11 protein-coding genes and 2 rRNA genes (1 of these 13 running past the window's edge) are annotated in these 17,762 nt (G+C 59.9%); 4 read left to right on the top strand and 9 right to left on the bottom strand.

Going from position 1 to position 17,762, the window contains the following annotated elements; translation table 11 throughout:
• Positions 1–9 precede the first annotated feature (9 nt).
• From WBR25_RS03985 to WBR25_RS03970, 4 genes are all read left to right on the top strand, one after another.
• Positions 10–1,260, top strand: a complete 1,251-nt coding sequence (locus WBR25_RS03985; protein ID WP_005335445.1) for a methyl-accepting chemotaxis protein — start codon at positions 10–12, stop codon at positions 1,258–1,260.
• 82 nt (positions 1,261–1,342) lie between these two features.
• Positions 1,343–1,789: a GNAT family N-acetyltransferase gene (locus WBR25_RS03980; RefSeq protein WP_374996468.1), complete on the top strand. Its 447-nt coding sequence runs from the start codon at positions 1,343–1,345 to the stop codon at positions 1,787–1,789.
• Between the two features lie 130 nt (positions 1,790–1,919).
• A complete protein-coding gene (gene glnE / locus WBR25_RS03975) occupies positions 1,920–4,793 on the top strand; it encodes a bifunctional [glutamate--ammonia ligase]-adenylyl-L-tyrosine phosphorylase/[glutamate--ammonia-ligase] adenylyltransferase (protein ID WP_479749439.1) in 2,874 nt (957 codons plus the stop codon).
• A 265-nt stretch (positions 4,794–5,058) separates the two neighbouring features.
• Positions 5,059–6,153 carry a type I restriction endonuclease gene (locus WBR25_RS03970; RefSeq protein ID WP_021229484.1) on the top strand — a complete coding sequence of 365 codons (1,095 nt, stop codon included), beginning with the start codon at positions 5,059–5,061 and terminating at the stop codon, positions 6,151–6,153.
• A 30-nt stretch (positions 6,154–6,183) separates the two neighbouring features.
• On the opposite strand, the gene WBR25_RS03965 is transcribed toward WBR25_RS03970, so the two are convergent.
• From WBR25_RS03965 to WBR25_RS03925, 9 genes are all read right to left on the bottom strand, one after another.
• Entirely contained in the window at positions 6,184–6,699 is a 516-nt protein-coding gene (locus tag WBR25_RS03965) for a GNAT family N-acetyltransferase (RefSeq protein ID WP_479749872.1), read from the bottom strand.
• Positions 6,700–6,842: 143 nt separating this feature from the next.
• A complete protein-coding gene (locus WBR25_RS03960; RefSeq protein ID WP_479749438.1) occupies positions 6,843–9,044 on the bottom strand; it encodes a glycoside hydrolase in 2,202 nt (733 codons plus the stop codon).
• A gap of 108 nt (positions 9,045–9,152) precedes the next feature.
• A complete protein-coding gene (locus WBR25_RS03955) occupies positions 9,153–9,917 on the bottom strand; it encodes a DUF2861 family protein (protein ID WP_429194004.1) in 765 nt (254 codons plus the stop codon).
• 80 nt (positions 9,918–9,997) lie between these two features.
• The gene (locus WBR25_RS03950; RefSeq protein WP_307896294.1) at positions 9,998–10,645 is read right to left on the bottom strand and encodes a response regulator transcription factor; all 648 of its coding nucleotides are present in this window, start codon (positions 10,643–10,645) and stop codon (positions 9,998–10,000) included.
• Positions 10,642–12,024, bottom strand: a complete 1,383-nt coding sequence (locus WBR25_RS03945) for an ATP-binding protein (RefSeq protein ID WP_307896293.1) — start codon at positions 12,022–12,024, stop codon at positions 10,642–10,644. Before WBR25_RS03945 ends, WBR25_RS03950 begins: the two co-directional genes overlap by 4 nt.
• 145 nt (positions 12,025–12,169) lie before the next feature.
• On the bottom strand, positions 12,170–14,332 hold the full coding sequence (locus WBR25_RS03940) for an AsmA family protein (RefSeq protein ID WP_307896292.1): 2,163 nt from the start codon (positions 14,330–14,332) through the stop codon (positions 12,170–12,172).
• A 132-nt stretch (positions 14,333–14,464) separates the two neighbouring features.
• Positions 14,465–14,971 carry an NUDIX domain-containing protein gene (locus WBR25_RS03935; RefSeq protein ID WP_201933939.1) on the bottom strand — a complete coding sequence of 169 codons (507 nt, stop codon included), beginning with the start codon at positions 14,969–14,971 and terminating at the stop codon, positions 14,465–14,467.
• A gap of 183 nt (positions 14,972–15,154) precedes the next feature.
• A 5S ribosomal RNA gene (gene rrf, locus WBR25_RS03930) occupies positions 15,155–15,269 on the bottom strand.
• Between the two features lie 122 nt (positions 15,270–15,391).
• Positions 15,392–17,762 (bottom strand): 23S ribosomal RNA (locus WBR25_RS03925); it runs 518 nt beyond the window's last position.

The following is a 17,762-nucleotide window of genomic DNA, read 5'->3' as shown; positions in this document are numbered from 1 at the left end:
AGAATGACAATGCAGCTGAACCTGCTGGAGAAAAGAATGAGCAACATCCGGTTGGTACCCAAAGTGGTGCTGCTGATGGTGTTCAGTACCCTCCTGCTACTGACAAAACTCTGGTTTGACGCCAACAATCTGGAAGCGACCCTGCTCAGCGAAGGGCTCGATCCCGCCAAGGCGGATGCGATCTCCAATCGCCTGCTCTGGACCGGTCTGATGGAGACCGCCATCATGGGGCTGCTGTTCGTGATCCTGCTGCTCACCGGCTCCCGCCTGATGGTCAAGCAAGTGCACTATCTGGTGGGCCTGCTGGAGCGCTTCGCCAAGCGGGACCTCAGCCACAAGGTACTGCTCAAGTCTCGTGACGAATTCGGTGACATCGCCAAGGCAGTCTCCCACTCGCAGGAGAACCTCAAAGAGGTGTTTGGCAACCAGCGCGCCGCCTGCAAGGAGCTCAACGACATCGCCTCCCAGGTGACCCTTTGCATGGAAGAGGCCAACGAAGCGATCAACGAAGAGTTCACCCAGATCGAACAGCTGGCCAGCGCCATGAGCCAGATGGTCGGCGCCATTCGCGAAGTGGCCGCCCATGCGGATCAGGCCTCTCACGCCACCGCCGAAACCAGCCAGCTGGCGGAAGAGGGGAGCCGCTGCGTCGCCGACACCGTCAGCACCATCGACACCCTCTCCGGCAACATCCAACGCTCCGCCACCGTGGTCAACGAGGTGGAGCAGGGGGTCGAGCGCATTGGCTCTGTGGTCGACACCATTCGCGGCATCTCGGAGCAGACCAACCTGCTGGCGCTGAACGCGGCCATCGAAGCGGCTCGCGCCGGTGAAGCGGGTCGCGGCTTTGCCGTGGTGGCCTCCGAAGTTCGCGAGCTGGCCAACCGGGCTCAGGCCGCCACCGTCGAAATCCAGAAGATGATCGAACAGCTGCAGGGCAATGCCCATCAGGCTGGCGAGCTGATGGCCCAAAGCGTACAGCAGGCCGACAAGGGGGTGGAACAGGTGACCCAGGCCGGTACCCAGCTCGCCACCATAGTGCAGCGGGTACAGGGTGTCGCCGACATGAACCGCCACATCGCCGCCGCCTCCGAGCAACAAAGCTCGGTCGCCGAAGAGATGCGCGGCAATCTGGAGCAGGTCAAGCAGATCGCCGAAGGCTCCGTCGTGGTGCTGCGCGAACTGCAAGAGGCCTCCGAGCTGGTCGAGCAGCACAGCAAGGAGCTCGACAGCCAGATCCAGTCCTTCAAACTCGTCTGACTGTTTTCATGCCCCAATCCGGTTAGACTGGAAGGCCCCTTGAGGGGCCTTTCTCATTTCCAGCGCACGGCAAGGAGCCAATATGCAGCAGAATGCAACGCCCCCACCACTCGAGCTCAGTGACGACAAGGGGCGGCTCGATGTGCCGCTGATCCACCGTTTTCTCTCCGAAGAGGCCTACTGGTGCCGCGGTATTCCCCACAGCACTGTGGTGCGGGCCATCAACCACTCCCTCTGCGTTGGCGGCTATGTCGACGGTCAGCAGGTTGCCTTCGCCCGGGTCATCACCGACAAGGCCACCTTTGGCTATCTGGCCGATGTCTTCGTGCTGCCTGAGTACCGCGGCCGGGGTTACAGCAAGGCACTGGTGGCAACCATTGTCGACCATCCCGAGTTGCAGGGATTACGGCGTCTCGCTCTCGCCACCTCTGATGCTCACGGCCTCTATGCCGGTTTTGGCTTTGCGCCCCCAGCAAGCCCAGACAGCCTGATGGAGATCTACAACCCTGCCATCTACCAGCGCACCTGATTGACTGGCGGCCAATAATTCCCACCGGATCATGCTTCTCGCCCCTGCGCTGTGACGCGGGGGCCTGACAGTGCTAGATTGGCAGCCAGCTTTTTATCCGGCAGTTTCGTTAACCACAAGGACGGCAACCGTGGCCCAGCACTCTCCCTCTTTCTCCGCCCTCTCCCCCCTGCTGCAAGAACAGGCCGAGCGCCAATGGCAGCGACTGGTCGAGCTAGCCCCCGACTATGGCTCGCTGCCCGAGCCCGTTCGCCAGACCCTGCTGACCCTGCTTGGCCTCTCCGATTTTGTCGCCGACTCCCTCTTCAAACAGCCGGAGTTGCTGACCGAACTGCTCGCCTCCGGGGATCTGGAGCGCTCCGAGCGCTGGCCCGCCTACCAGAGCGATCTGACCGCCCTGCTCGCCGAGGTGAGCGATGAAGAGGCGCTCAAGCGCATCCTGCGCCAGTTCCGCCGCAGCCGCATGCTGGTGATCGCCTGGCGCGAGCTGCTGGGCCATGCGGCGGTGGAAGAGAGCTTTATCCATCTCACCAAACTAGCGGATGCCCTCATCTGCTCCGCTCGCGACTGGCTCTACGCCAAACAGTGCAGCGAGCTGGGTACCCCGATGGATGGCAACGGCAACCCGCAGCCGCTGCTGATCCTCGGCATGGGCAAGCTCGGCGGTGGCGAGCTGAATTTTTCCTCGGATATCGACCTTATCTTCACCTTCCCCGAGAACGGCTACACGGTCGGCGGGCGGCGCGAGCTCGCCAACCAGCAGTTCTTTATCAAGCTGGGCCAGCGCATCATCAACGCCCTCCACCAGCCCACCCAGGATGGTCAGGTGTTCCGGGTCGATATGCGCTTACGCCCCTTTGGCGATGCGGGCCCGCTCGCCATCTCCTTCGCCGCCATGGAGGATTACTACCAGCACCACGGCCGCAACTGGGAGCGCTACGCCATGGTCAAGGCGCGGGTGCTGGGCCCCCAATGCGAGCACGCAGTGGAGCTCGCCGAAATGCTGCGCCCCTTCGTGTTTCGCCGCTATATCGACTTCGGCGTTATCGACGGCCTGCGCCAGATGAAGGCGATGATCGCCGCCGAGGTGCGCCGCAAGGGGCTGGAGGGCAACATCAAGCTGGGGGCTGGCGGCATTCGCGAGGTGGAGTTTATCGCCCAGGCGCTGCAACTTATTCGCGGCGGTCGTGAACCGGCGCTGCGGGTGCGCCACCTGCCGGAGGCGCTGGCCGCCATCGCCCAATGTGGCGCCCTCGAATCTGCCCATTGCGATCGCTTGCTGGAGGCCTATCGCTTCCTGCGTCGGGTCGAGAACATATTGCAGGAGATCGGCGATCAGCAGACCCAGACCCTGCCCACCGAGGAGCGGGATCGCCAGCGGCTGATCGCGGCTCTGGGTTTTGCTGACTGGGGCGCCTTTATGGCTCATCTCGATGAGGAGATGGCCGCCGTCCATCAGGAGTTCGCCGCCGTGGTGGGGGAAGAGAAAGAGGCTCCCGCCCATCTGGAGCAGCTCTGGCTCGATCTGTGGCGTACCGAGCTCGACGCCACCGAGCTGGAAAAACTGCTGACCGCGCAGGGGGTGGCCGAGCCCGCCCCGCTCTGCGCTGCGCTGCTGCGTTTCAAAGAGGAGTACAAACGCCGTCAGGTCGGCCCGCAGGGGCGTATCGCGCTGGATTGGCTGATGCCGGAGTTGCTGCGACTGGTGGTCGCCAGTGAGCAACCCGCCCGCCTGTTCGAGCGGGTGTGCGAGTTGCTGACCCGCATCTTCACCCGCAGCGCCTATCTGCAACTGCTGGCGGAAAACCCGGGCGCCCTGCGCCAGCTGGTGCGGCTGTGCGATGCCAGCCATCTGGTGAGCGAGCAGCTGGCCCGCTACCCGATTTTGCTGGACGAGCTGCTCGATCCCCAGCACCTCTACCACCCCACCCCGCTCGATCAGTACAAACCCCAGCTGCGTCAGTTCCTGCTGCGCATCCCTGAGGAAGATGTGGAGCAGCAGATGGAGGCGCTGCGCCAGTTCAAGCAGGTGCAGCTGCTGCGCATCGTGGCGGCCGATATCGCCGGCGCCCTGCCGCTGATGAAGGTGAGCGACCACCTCACCTGGCTGGCGGAGGCGATCACCGAGGAGGTGGTCAATCAGGCCTGGGCCCAGATGAGCGATCGCTACGGGGTGCCGCCCGAGGTGGCGGTGAGCGGTCAGCGCGGCTTTGCGGTGGTGGCCTATGGCAAGCTGGGTGGTATCGAGCTGGGTTACGGCTCGGATCTGGATCTGGTGTTCCTGCACGGCGGCGACCCCAACAGCTACACCGACGGGCGCAAGCCCATCGACAGCCGCCAGTTCTACCTGCGCCTCGCCCAGCGGATCCTGCACCTGTTCAGCACCCGCACCCCCTCCGGCATCCTCTACGAGATCGATATGCGGCTACGCCCCTCCGGCGACTCCGGCCTGCTGGTCTCGTCGCTGTCGGCCTACGAGCAGTATCAGCAAAACGAAGCGTGGACCTGGGAGCATCAGGCGCTGGTGCGGGCCCGCCCTATCTATGGCGATGACGCCATCGTTGCCGAGTTTGCCCGCATCCGCCGCGATGTGCTGGCCAGGGAGCGGGAGCTGCCGACTCTGGCCCGCGAGGTACGCGAGATGCGCCACAAGATGCGGGATCACCTGCTCAAAGCAGGTGCCGGCGAGTTCGACCTCAAGCAGTCACCCGGCGGCATGGTGGATATCGAGTTTATCGCCCAGTATCTGGTGCTGGCCCACGCCTGCGGCGAGCCCGATGCCCTCACCCGCTGGTCCGATAACGTGCGCATCTTCGATGAGTGCGTGATGGCGGGGGTGCTGACGCTGGAGCAGGCGGAGGGGCTGAAACAGGCCTATCTGGAGATCCGCAACCTCGGCCATCGCCTCAACCTTTCGGAGATCTCCCGCAAGGTGAGCGACGATCAGCTGCAAAACGAGCGCAGCCATGTGCTCGCCGTCTGGCACAAGCTGCTGGGGGAGTGAGATAAACCACAGCAGGTTCAACGAGAAAGGGGCGCTTGGGCGCCCCTTTCTAATATAAATATCAGCTACAAGCTCATATTTTCTTCATATAACACTCAATAGCGGTGAGCTGGATCCTGTTTCAGGCATACCAGCCTTGGAATCGTATGGCACTTTGCTGAATATACGTAGAGATAAACCGTCTCTATGACCTCACCTGATTTTGGCCAGATATGACGGGTGAATATCAACTCAACAATTCCAGTCCCAGCGCAGAGAGGAAACAATGGATTTTTCAGAGCAGCTACAGAGTCTAGCCAAAAAGATTGCTCAACAGTCATCGATGATCACCACAGAAGAAGCAACCAAAAACGCATTTGTCATGCCATTTCTCAATCGTGTACTTGGTTATGATGTGTTTGATCCTACGGAGGTGATTCCGGAATTCACCGCAGATACAGGCATCAAAAAAGGGGAAAAGGTTGACTACGCCATTCTCAAAGATGGCCAAGTGCAAATTCTGGTTGAGTGTAAAAAATACAGTGAAAAACTCTCGGCCAAGCACTCTGGTCAACTCTTTCGCTATTTTTCAGTTACCAATGCTCGAATCGGCATTCTTACCAATGGGGCACAATATGAGTTCTACACAGACCTTGATGCCCCAAACAAAATGGACGAAAAACCATTTTTGACGCTCGATCTGGAAGACATAGATGAACACATAGTGCCTGAGGTATTAAAACTAACCAAAACCTCTTTCGATGTTGATTCAGTTGTCGATGCAGCTGGTGAACTGAAGTACCTTAGCCAGATCAAAAAATTGCTAGCCGAACAATTTGGCTCACCGGAAGAAGACTTTGTTAAGTTTTTTGCATCCAGAATCTATGACGGTGTACTGACGGCAAAGGTCAAACAGTCCTTTACCGACATTACCAAGAAGGCACTTAGCCAATTTCTGAATGACAGCATCAATGCAAGATTGAAATCTGCGATTGGTGGCAGTGTCAACTCCTCAACTATCCAACCGGCATTTGATAGTAATCCATCAAGTGATAACAATAATGCCGAAGGCTGTAGTGAGGAAAAATCAAAGGTCGATACAACGATTGAAGAGATGGAAGGCTTTAATGTTGTCAAAGCAATTCTGAGACAGCGATTTGATGTAACAAGAATCGCGGCAAGAGATACCCAAAGTTATTTTGGTATTCTCCTCGACGATAATAATCGCAAGCCGTTATGCCGGTTGCATTTTAATGCAAGACAGAAATATATCGGTTTATTCGATGCAGACAAAAAAGAGACTAGGCATCCTATTTCCTCGATCGATGAAATCTTTACCTTTGCAGATCAGTTGCTGACCGCGACATCAGTCTATGAATAGTTGAAATTAGGAGGGGGGATAATCCCCCCTTCATCTCGCAATGAACATCCCCGTTTTACAACTCAAGCCGTGCTCCATCACCGTCTCCACCAGCATCTGGTTGAAACGCTGATAGGCCTCTTCCTCAAGGAGCCCCGGATAGCTCAACACCCTCAGCGCATGTCCTTGATAATCAGGATGATAGGGCGGGTGGAGATGGGCATAGTCGTTGAGACAAAAACCCAGCCCCTGATAGAAGCGCAGACGGCGAATGGCAATCTCATCTTCTGGCGGATCGATCTCGAGAATGACGGTTTTGCCTTCCCGCGCGCAAAATTCGGCCAGCAGGCGGCTGCCGTAGTTGCGGCCGCGCAGCGCCGGATTGATGGCCAGATGCTCGATATAGATCTGCTCACCGCACGCCCACCAGAAGATGAAACCGAGCAGCAGGCCGTCCTGATAAAAGATTTGGCAGTGATAGCGAGGATCCCGCATCTTCTGGGGCTGATGCTGTGACTGGCGCTGCTCGTAGCGGGGAAAACTCTCGCCATAGATCTGCCAGACCAGCGGCCACGCCGGATGGTTTACCTATCTAATCACTTCACTCTCAATCATCAGAACTGCCTCTCATCTATTTTGCAGAACGTTCATCTATACATAAAAAGTTCCGCCACATCATCCTCTAATGAAATAAAAGCCAGAACGCCAGATTAGCGGGCGCCATCCGGTTGCGAGACAAACTGCTGCTGACTGCCATCGGGCAACAGCGCCAACACGCTTTGAGCGGCCAGTTTTATCCCCGCCTGCTCGGTGGCCGGGCCGAAGTTGGCTATCAGTCGAGTGCCATCGGCAAACTCGCTCTGCTGCACCACTCCTCGTTTGTCGAGCCAGCGAAAACCGGTGAGGGGCTGGTTGTAGAGCCTTTCATGCAGCGGGCGGAAGAAAGCATCGAGCCCCTTGAGGTAGGGAATGCGCGCGCTGGCGCTATCCAGACTGAGATTGAGCAGCGGCGGCACGTTGTAGAGCTGCTGCAACAGCTCGGTGACCTGACGGCTCTCCTTGAACTTGAGGCTATCCATAGTCCAGTGGTGGGTGGTCACTATGCTGTCGTGAAAAACGCTCTGGAGCAGCGGCAACCGCAGCGCCGGATCGAAGTAGAGCCCCTCATACTCGGGCTTGAGGTGGCTCTGGCGAAAGAAGAACGCAGGCTGATGCTCCGGATACCAGGCTCCCAGATAGTAGGGAGAGCGCTTGTTGCGGCGCATATCGGGATCCTGCCAGCCAAAGCCGCTGGTCTGGGGGCCGTGGGCAAAGGCCGCGGTGCGATTGGCAACCGCCCCGCCCTCCTCGGAGCCCACCAGTACACCCTGACTCCTGGCAATCCACGCCATCCCGGCCATCCGGTTTTGCGCATCCTGCGCCTGACTGGTCGGCTTGGCCGGGTCGAAGTCGTCAAACACCATGCCGGTCGCCGCCACATCGAGGAACCAGCTGTTGTAGTGGCTCGCCTGCTGCAATTTGGGCACTCGCTGCTCCATCACCGGGCGCACACAGGCCTGATTGGTGTAGACGCCGCTATTTTGAAAGCCGCTCTTGCGCCGTCCGTTCTCCTGCATGATGCCGCAGCGCAGGTAAATATCCTGCCCCATCTGGGCGGTGAGCCAGCTCTGCTGGCGATTCCCCTCCGGCAGCGCGGTATCGTAGGAGTCGTAGGGAGCGATGAGATAGCCCGCCTGTTTGGCAAGCGCTATCCCCTCTGGCGCGGCAAAACCCGCCGTCCACTGGGGCAACCCCAGCCAGAGTTTTGGTAGCCCAGCCTGTTTGAGGGCATCAATCATCTTGGCCGAGCTGCCATCGCCCCAGCTCTCTGGCTCGTTGAGCGCTGCACCCAGTTGCGTGGCCGCCAGCGTGCGCCGGGCTTTGATATCGGCCAGTTGCTGACCCGGATGGCGCAGCGCCAGCGCCTGCTCTACCCCGGCCAACACCAAATTTTGCAGGTAGCGGTTGCGGGCCAGAAAGGGCGCTTGCAGCGCACGCTTGCTCTCCCCCTTGAGCCAGTCGGCGGGGATCAGGCGGCGCAGCGCGGGCCAGCTCTTCACATCCTGTGGCACCAGCAGTCGCTCACCCCAGAGATAGAGGTGAGAGGCGCCGATCAGCCGCTTGCCATCCTTTACTGCCGCCAGCTTGCTCTCGAGCGAGACCAGCTCGCCCCGCTCCTGCAACCAGCTGCGATAGGCCTTGGCCGCCGCTAGCCAGTCGTTGCCCGGTTGCAACGACACTGCCACCTCATAGGGGTCAGCCAGATTGAGGCGATTGACGCTATGGGTCGCGGTGAGGGCAATGCCATCTTGCTTGGGCGCAAAGGTGAGCCGGTTGTTGAAAGGGTTGGCAAAGAGGATCGCCAGCTGCTGATCGCCGTGATCCAGCCCAACCACCGGCAGGGTCAGATTATCCGTGGTGTTGATCCCCTGATACTCCTGCGCCAGCGCCTTGCGCCACGCAGTGTGCGTAGCCGGAATGCGAAATCCCTCGTGGATCGGCAGTATCAGCGCCTGCGCCCCTGCCGGTACCCGCGGCCACACCAGCTCGCCAGCACTCGCACGGCTCAGGGTGAGGATCAGACGATTGCCCTCGAGGCGAGCCAAGGCCCGCACCTCGCCATCGGCACGGGTCAGCCAGCTGGCGCGCTCCCCCTCCTGCTGCAGAGCGGTGACCGGCTGACGCGGGCCGGGAGAAGAGATGAGAAGGTGCTTGCCCGATGGCAGCACAGCCTCGGCCGCCAGGGTGGCGGGATCCAGCTCGATGCGCCACTGATCGTTGGCAAGGGTCAGCGCCTCGGCAGGCAGGGAGAACAGCGGCGCCAACAGCAGCAGCGGGCGGATCCGGCTCGTTAGCACGGGAAGAAGAGTCATGGTCGGTGATTCCTGATAACACACGGGAATCGCCATTTCAGCAGATTGGCCGCCTGCGATTGTCAGGCCAATGTCAGGATTGCGTGCAACTGACCATCACGACGACCATTACTCAACCGGCCCAGCCTGACTGTGGCTTAGCTGCAACACCAGCTGGCCGCGCTGGCTGGTCTGCACCAGCGAAAGGGTACGCCAGCTGTCGGGCGTGGCAGCAGGCCAGTTCACCGGCTCATCGGGCGCAATGCGGTGCCACCAGAGCAGGGAATATTGCGGGCGGGCCAGCACAGTCTGCTCAAGCCAGAGCGGCGTACAGGAAGCGGGATTGGCGGGGGGATTGGCTACCGCCTGTGGCGAGCGGGAGAGCCAGTCCAGATCCTGCACCGCAGGCAGCGGCAGTGCCACCTGCCACTCCTTACCCGCCACCGTCAGCCGCAGCTGATAGAGCCCGACTGGTAAAGGCGTCGGTAGATCGGACCCCACGACCCTGACTCCGGAGTTCTCTTCCGCCTCCCACTGGGCACCTGCCAGTCGGTCACGGCCAGCGGAATCGATAAGTTCCGCGGTGGTGATGGGCCCCTCCCCGGTCAACTGCACCCGATAGTCCCGCAGCAGCGGCGCATCGCGCTGGATCAGCTCAAGGCGCAGCTCGCTCACCCCATCAGGCAGAGTGAGCGGGAAATCCTTGCCGCAGTGCTGGGCACTGAGCGCAGCCAGCATCCCCTGACAGCTACGGCGCTCGGCATCACTTGTGAGGGCGGGCCATGCCTGCTGCAAAGATTGCCAGGCGTGCCGGTTATCCCCCTGCAACAGCGCCAACGTAGCCGGTTGCAGCGGGTCGGCGCGATCGGCTTCCAGGAGGAGTTCGGTTGCCATCACGCTGCTTACGTTTAGAAGGCCCAGGTTCAGAAGGCCGACGCTTAGAGCCAACAGCAGCCCAACCAGCGTGGCACGCTTCACGCTGTCACCTCCAGCCGGTAGCCGATACCGCGCACCGTCTCAATGGCCAGCCCAGGCAGCTTCTGGCGCAGCTGCAGAATATGGGTATCAACGGTGCGGGTGGAGGGAAACGCCTGATAGCCCCATACCCGGTTGAGGATCTCCTCCCGGCTCAGCACCCGCCCCGCCATCCGCACCAGCAGGGTGAGCAGGGCAAACTCGGTGGGGGTAAAGCTCACCTCCGCATCCTGCCAGCTCGCCTGCATCCGGGCGGGGTGGAGCTGCAAGCCGCCCACCGCCTGAGTGCCATCCCCCAGCTGGCGCAGCTGAGCCCGGATCCGCGCCAGCAGCTCGTCGTGGGAGAAGGGCTTGGTCAGGTAGTCGCGCGCCCCCGCATCGAGCCCGGCCACCCGATCGCTCACCTCCACCCTTGCGGTGAGCACGATCACCGGCAGCGCCTTGCGCGACAGCCACTGGGGTAGCCAGTCGAGGGCATCCCCCTCCGACATGGTGCGATCGAGCAGCACCAGATCCGCCGCCAGCCACTGCTGCTCCGCCGCAGCTAGAGTGTCACACCAGAGGCAGCGATACCCCTCACGGGTCAGATAGCGTTGCAGGTTCTCCGCCAATAGCGCCTCGTCTTCGACAAGCAAGATGGTCTTCATGATTCGGTGTCGCTCCAGAGTTGGCAGGACAGCGTCAGGGTGAAGGTAGTGGGCGGGCCGGATAGGGTGAGGCGCCCGCCAAGACGGCGCAGCAGATGGCGCACGATGGCAAGCCCCAACCCCAAACCCTCGGCACGGGCACCGCGGCGCAGCAGGGTGGCGAGCCGGTAACTCGGCAACTCGCCGCTATCGCTAACCGCGAGGATCAAACGCCCCGCCTGCCAGCTGGCATTGACTCGAACCGGTGCACGGCCATGCTGGCTGGCGTTGCGCAGCAGGTTGTCGAGGGCAAGATCGAGCCAGTAGAAGGGGAGCGCCAGAGTCATCTCACGCTCAAGGCAGAAGGTAGCGCCATGCCGCTCGCAGGCCAGGGGGAGCCACTCGGCCAGACTGACCGCCACCCGCTCATCCTCGAGGGTCTCTGCCGCCAGATAGTGGCGACTGGCCTGCGCCAGCTGATGCAGACGGGCGACACAGCCCAGCAGTTGACCCACGCTCTGCTGGGCGGAAGGGGGCAGCCGATCGAAATCGTGGCGCAGCTCCTCGCTGATGCCGGAGAGCGCCATGATGGGGGTGCGCAGCTCATGAGTCAGCATCTGCAACGCGACGCGCCGCTCCCGCAGCAGGCGCCAGCGCTGCCAGCTGGCCCACCCCAGCAGCAGAATGAAACCAAGGGAACTGGCCAGCGCCAGCCACTGCCAGCCAAGCGTGGGGCGAGTATTGAAGCAAATCGCTCCGACTCGCTCTTCACAGGGACCATCGGTACGGCTATCCAGCGTCACGCCAAGCCGCTCGGCCAGCGGCTGCCACTGCCCGGCGCCGTAACGACGCCACTGCCCATCGGCAAGCAGCCAGAGCTGACCCGATTGCAGCAGCCAGCGCTCCCCCCGCAGCAGGGCGTCGAGGTTGTCATCATCAAGCTCGCCAAGCTGCCCCAACCGATCGCGCCGCTCCCGCACATGGAGCAGAGCGTTGAGCCCGGCCGCCGGATGACCAGCCTGCCAGCGAGCCACGCTGGAGCCGCCCAGCGGATAGATGGGGTGAGCGGCAAACCAACTGGTCGAGGGCGCAGCCCCTTGGCCACAAAGCGCCTGCAGCAGTGGCAGCCACTCGGCAGGCAACGCATTCTCTGTCCCGCACTCCTGCTGATAGCGATAGATGGCTTGCAACTGGCGCAGTGGATAACGCTGCCAGGCGGGATATAGGGAGTCGGGAGCGATCAGGCGACGATCGAGCCGCTGCACCTCGTCAAGAGGCAGCGCCTGTTCGGGAGCCTGCTTGGCCAGCTCGCCCGCCAGACGATCCGCCAGCGGCCCGGCCAGCACGGGATACGTCATGCCGTAGCAGATCAGGGAGCAGAGCAGCAGGATCAGGCGCATGGGTTCAACTCGAGATGACTCCGGATCAAGGCGCAGCAGATCACTGCGCCATAAAAAATGTCAGCGCCATTTTTCAATGGCGCTGACATCCGGTCAACCGCTAACGGCATTGGCGCGGCTCGCGCCAGCCCATATGAACCGTCATCTATTTGAACAGCCCCTTGAGCAGCTGGTCGGCCACCCCTTTGACGGCCTCGTTGTCGGCCTTGTCACCCAGCAGCTTCTTGAGGCCGCGTTCGGCCTCCTTGCGGGCCTTATCCTCCAGCAGCTTGTTGTTGCTGAGCAGCGCCTTCACATCGAGCTGGTAGCTGGGGGCCTGCCAGTGGCCGCCTATCCGCACCGGAATGGTGATCTCCTTGAGCTCGTCCACATCCTTGCCTCCCTGCCCCTTGCTGCTCTCGACGATGGAGGTGAGGAACAGGAAGTCGAGGCTCTCCGGCACCAGCGCCGTCTGCCCCTCGCCCTTGACCCGCAAGGCCGGCGCAAAGAGCTGGATGTCGTTGCTGCGGGCGATGCCGTTGGCAATCTGGAAGCTGGCGGTCAGGGCGCTGAAGTCGGTCTTGCGCGCCTCCTTCACCTGCTCGGCCCCCTTGCCGGTGAGGGTAGCCCGCGCCTCGCGGATCATCTCCGGCAGGTTGATGCCATGCAGGGCACCGTCGCTCAGTTTCAAGGTAACCTTGCCCTGCATCCCGTTGCGCAGTGCCAACGCGGAGAGACCACGGCCCTGCACCTGCACATCGAGATCGCCCTTGCCCTCCAGCAGATCGCTCTGAGCCAGAGTCTGCAACAAGGGGCGAATATTCACTCCGGCCACCTGCTTGTGCACCTTGTAGGTGGCGGGCTGCTGGCGCGCGTCGAGTACCCCGTTCGCGCTTACCTGACCGCCAGCCACGGTCGCGCTGAACTGCTTGAGCGTCAGCAGTCCCTTGGCCAGAGCCACCTGCAGATCGACAGCACCGAGATCCAGCCCTTTCAGACGCAGGCTGCCGAGTTGCAGCCGACCATCCAGATCCATCCCCTTGAGCGCGCCCAGATCCGGTTCGACCGCGGAGAGGGTTTCGCTCTTGCCGGTTACCGCTTTATTGCCACTTGCAGCGGTGTTGGCAACACCGGCCGCCGGTTTGTCCTCTTTCGGCTGTGCGGTCGTGGTCGGTGCCGATTTGGCGAGCCATTTGTCGAGATCCAGCTTCTCCCCCTTGAGCTCGAAGCTGATTGCGGGAACAGCGCCAAGCTGCACGGTTCCATCACCACTCAGCAGCGCCTCATCGGCACTCATCACCAGCTTGCTCAGGGTAATCAACTGTTTGTCGAGCTCAGCACGGGCAAACCCGGCCAGTTTCAGCTTCATCTGCGGGCGTGGCAGCGCATCACCTTCCAGCGCTGCCGTCAGCAGCACATCGGAGAGCTCGGCCAGCTTCATCTCTTTATCGAGCCGTCCCTTGAGTGTTCCTTCCAGCGAGCCAGCCAATGAAGCTTGCTGCCCCTCACCCTTGGTCCCCTTCAGCGCCAACGTGAGGTTGCTCCACTCACCAAGGGCCAGTCGGTCTCCCTTGATGGAGAAACTGTCGAGTCGCAGGGACGGATCACTCAGGCTGCCACTGAGGCTCAAGTCTTTCAGTTCACTGGCCATCACCTCCTGCGCCAGCTTGATCTGGGTCTGACCCTTGATATCGAAAGCGAGCTTGTCGGCACTCCCCTTGGCGGCCAGCGTTACGGGTACCCACTGACCGGTGACCAGCTGCCCCATATCGAGATCGAGGCGATCCAGTCGCAGCGAGGTGCCGCTGCGATCATCCTGTACCAGCGCGCTGGCCTGGGAGAGCGCGACACCCTGCAAGCTGATCTGCCAGGGCTTGCTATCAGCGGTTGGCGCAGGGGTTGCGGGGACGACCGGTTCGCTTGCATCAGCAGTGGCATCTTTGATCAGTCCGCTCAGATTGGAGCTGCCATCCGCCTTGGTCTGGATAAAGAGATGAGCGCCACTCAGGGCCACCTTGCCGATCTCCAGACGATGTGAGAGCAGCGGTAACAGGGCCACCGAGGCCTCACCCTGTTCGAAACGAATCAGATCCGGCTCGGCAAAACCGGCCGGATTGCGCAGAGCCACCTTCTCCAGCGAGAGGCCGAGACTCGGCCAGAAACGCCAGTCAATCTCCCCCGCCATCACCAGCTCCCGGCCCGTGCTCTTGCGCACCTGTTCAGCCAGTTGGGGCTTGAATTGATTGGGGTCGATAAGGCTTATCAGCGTCACTATGGCCAGCAAGGCCGCCACGGCGATGCCGAGCAAGATGAGAACTATCTTCTTCACGATATGCTCCTTGAATCCGGATCCACTGCAGACTATACCACTCACCGTCTGACGAATGGGGTCTGCGGGACAAAAGCGGACAAGGATGAGACAGGGATGGTCGCTGCCAATCCCCATCGTCATCAGCAAGGATCAGGCTTGCAAAGGGGATTGCTGCAACCGCGCCATCGCGGTGCGCGTCGACTCGAACGCAAAGCGGGGCAAGGGGATATCGCTGATCTTCAGCCACTGACAGGCGGCCACATCGTCAGCCGGCTGGATAACCGGTTTTTCGCTCAGCATGATGGCAAAGAAAGTGTCACAGGTGTGATAGGTGATGCCATCGTAGGGGTAGATATTGGGGAAGGAACCGAGATAGGTAAAAGGTTGGGCGCTAACATCGAGCCCCAACTCCTCCTGCAACTCGCGCACCAGCGCCCCCTCCAGCGACTCGCTGGGATCGACAAATCCCCCCGGCAGATCCAGCAATCCCTTGCCCGGATTGCGGGCACGCACCGCAACCAGCACCTCATCCTGCCAGCAAAGCGCCACCATTACAGCCGTCGCCACATTCTGGAAAAAATGAAAACCGCAGCCACAGCTAAACTCTTTGGGGCTGACGCTCTGCAGGGTTTGACCGCCGCATTTTGGGCAAAACATGGGCTATCTCCGACGAAATAAAGCGCCATTTTAAGCTGTTGCGACCGTTTTTTATGAGTAAAACAGACGGGAAAGACGAGGAATTCAAAGGGAGAGGAATAAAACGGAGCAATTATCAGGCTATTTGCTGAATTGCAGGCAATAAAAAACCCCGCTCATTGAGCGGGGTTTCTTGTATTGGGTGCCTGGCAGTGTCCTACTCTCGCATGGCGAATGCCACACTACCATCGGCGCTACCGCGTTTCACTTCTGAGTTCGGCATGGGATCAGGTGGTTCCACGGCGCTATGGCCGCCAGGCAAATTCTTAATCTAGAAAGCTGACGTGAATAACGACTTGGCTACTGTGCTTTGTCATTACCACTGAATTTGAGTAGTTCGTTCTATTTGCTACAAGTCTTAGAACACTTCTTGGGTGTTGTATGGTTAAGCCTCACGGGTAATTAGTATGGGTTAGCTCAACACGTCGCCGCGCTTACACACCCCACCTATCAACGTTGTGGTCTCCAACGGCCCTTTAGGACCCTCAAGGGGTCAGGGATGACTCATCTCAGGGCTCGCTTCCCGCTTAGATGCTTTCAGCGGTTATCGATTCCGAACTTAGCTACCGGGCAGTGCCACTGGCGTGACAACCCGAACACCAGAGGTTCGTTCACTCCGGTCCTCTCGTACTAGGAGCAACTCCCTTCAATCATCCAACGCCCACGGCAGATAGGGACCGAACTGTCTCACGACGTTCTGAACCCAGCTCGCGTACCACTTTAAATGGCGAACAGCCATACCCTTGGGACCGACTTCAGCCCCAGGATGTGATGAGCCGACATCGAGGTGCCAAACACCGCCGTCGATATGAACTCTTGGGCGGTATCAGCCTGTTATCCCCGGAGTACCTTTTATCCGTTGAGCGATGGCCCTTCCATTCAGAACCACCGGATCACTATGACCTACTTTCGTACCTGCTCGACCTGTCCGTCTCGCAGTTAAGCTGGCTTATGCCATTGCACTAACCTCCTGATGTCCGACCAGGATTAGCCAACCTTCGTGCTCCTCCGTTACTCTTTGGGAGGAGACCGCCCCAGTCAAACTACCCACCAGGCACTGTCCGCGAGCCCGATTCAGGGCCCTGCGTTAGAACATCAAACATACAAGGGTGGTATTTCAAGGACGGCTCCAGCGCAACTGGCGTCACGCCTTCAAAGCCTCCCACCTATCCTACACATGTAGGTTCAATGTTCAGTGCCAAGCTGTAGTAAAGGTTCACGGGGTCTTTCCGTCTAGCCGCGGGTACACCGCATCTTCACGGCGAATTCGATTTCACTGAGTCTCGGGTGGAGACAGCATGGCCATGGTTACACCATTCGTGCAGGTCGGAACTTACCCGACAAGGAATTTCGCTACCTTAGGACCGTTATAGTTACGGCCGCCGTTTACCGGGGCTTCGATCAAGAGCTTCGCTTGCGCTAACCCCATCAATTAACCTTCCGGCACCGGGCAGGTGTCACACCCTATACGTCCACTTTCGTGTTTGCAGAGTGCTGTGTTTTTGATAAACAGTCCCAGCCATCTGGTCACTGCGACTCCCGACAGCTCCATCCGCAAGGGACTTCACCATCAAGAGCGAACCTTCTCCCGAAGTTACGGTTCTATTTTGCCTAGTTCCTTCACCCGAGTTCTCTCAAGCGCCTTGGTATTCTCTACCCGACCACCTGTGTCGGTTTGGGGTACGATGACTTGTAATCTGAAGCTTAGAGGCTTTTCCTGGAAGCAGGGCATCAATGGCTTCCGCACCGTAGTGCGTTCGTCTCGTGTCTCAGTGTTGTGTCTCCGGATTTGCCTAGAAACACCACCTACGCACTTTCACCAGGACAACCGTCGCCTGGCCCACCTAGCCTTCTCCGTCCCCCCATCGCAATTACAAGTCGTGCAGGAATATTAACCTGCTTCCCATCGACTACGCCTTTCGGCCTCGCCTTAGGGGTCGACTCACCCTGCCCCGATTAACGTTGGACAGGAACCCTTGGTCTTCCGGCGAGGAGGCTTTTCACCCCTTTATCGTTACTTACGTCAGCATTCGCACTTCTGATATCTCCAGCATACCTCTCGATACACCTTCGCAGACTTACAGAACGCTCCCCTACCACTCACACATAAGTGTGAATCCGCGGCTTCGGTGCCTGGTTTGAGCCCCGTTACATCTTCCGCGCAGGCCGACTCGACTAGTGAGCTATTACGCTTTCTTTAAATGATGGCTGCTTCTAAGCCAACATCCTAGCTGTCTGAGCCTTCCCACATCGTTTCCCACTTAACCAGAACTTTGGGACCTTAGCCGGCGGTCTGGGTTGTTTCCCTCTTCACGACGGACGTTAGCACCCGCCGTGTGTCTCCCGGATATTACTTACTGGTATTCGGAGTTTGCATGGGGTTGGTAAGTCGGGATGACCCCCTAGCCCAAACAGTGCTCTACCCCCAGTAGTATTCGTCCGAGGCGCTACCTAAATAGCTTTCGGGGAGAACCAGCTATCTCCGAGTTTGATTGGCCTTTCACCCCCAGCCACAGGTCATCCCCTAACTTTGCAACGTTAGTGGGTTCGGTCCTCCAGTTGATGTTACTCAACCTTCAACCTGCCCATGGCTAGATCACCCGGTTTCGGGTCTACACCTTGCAACTAGACGCCCAGTTAAGACTCGGTTTCCCTACGGCTCCCCTATACGGTTAACCTCGCTACAAAATGTAAGTCGCTGACCCATTATACAAAAGGTACGCAGTCACCCCGAAGGGCTCCCACTGCTTGT

It is taken from the genome of Aeromonas sp. MTB (genome assembly GCF_056632455.1).
The sequence above is the reverse complement of the archived record's forward strand: the minus strand, read 5'-3'. Positions and strand labels throughout refer to the sequence as shown.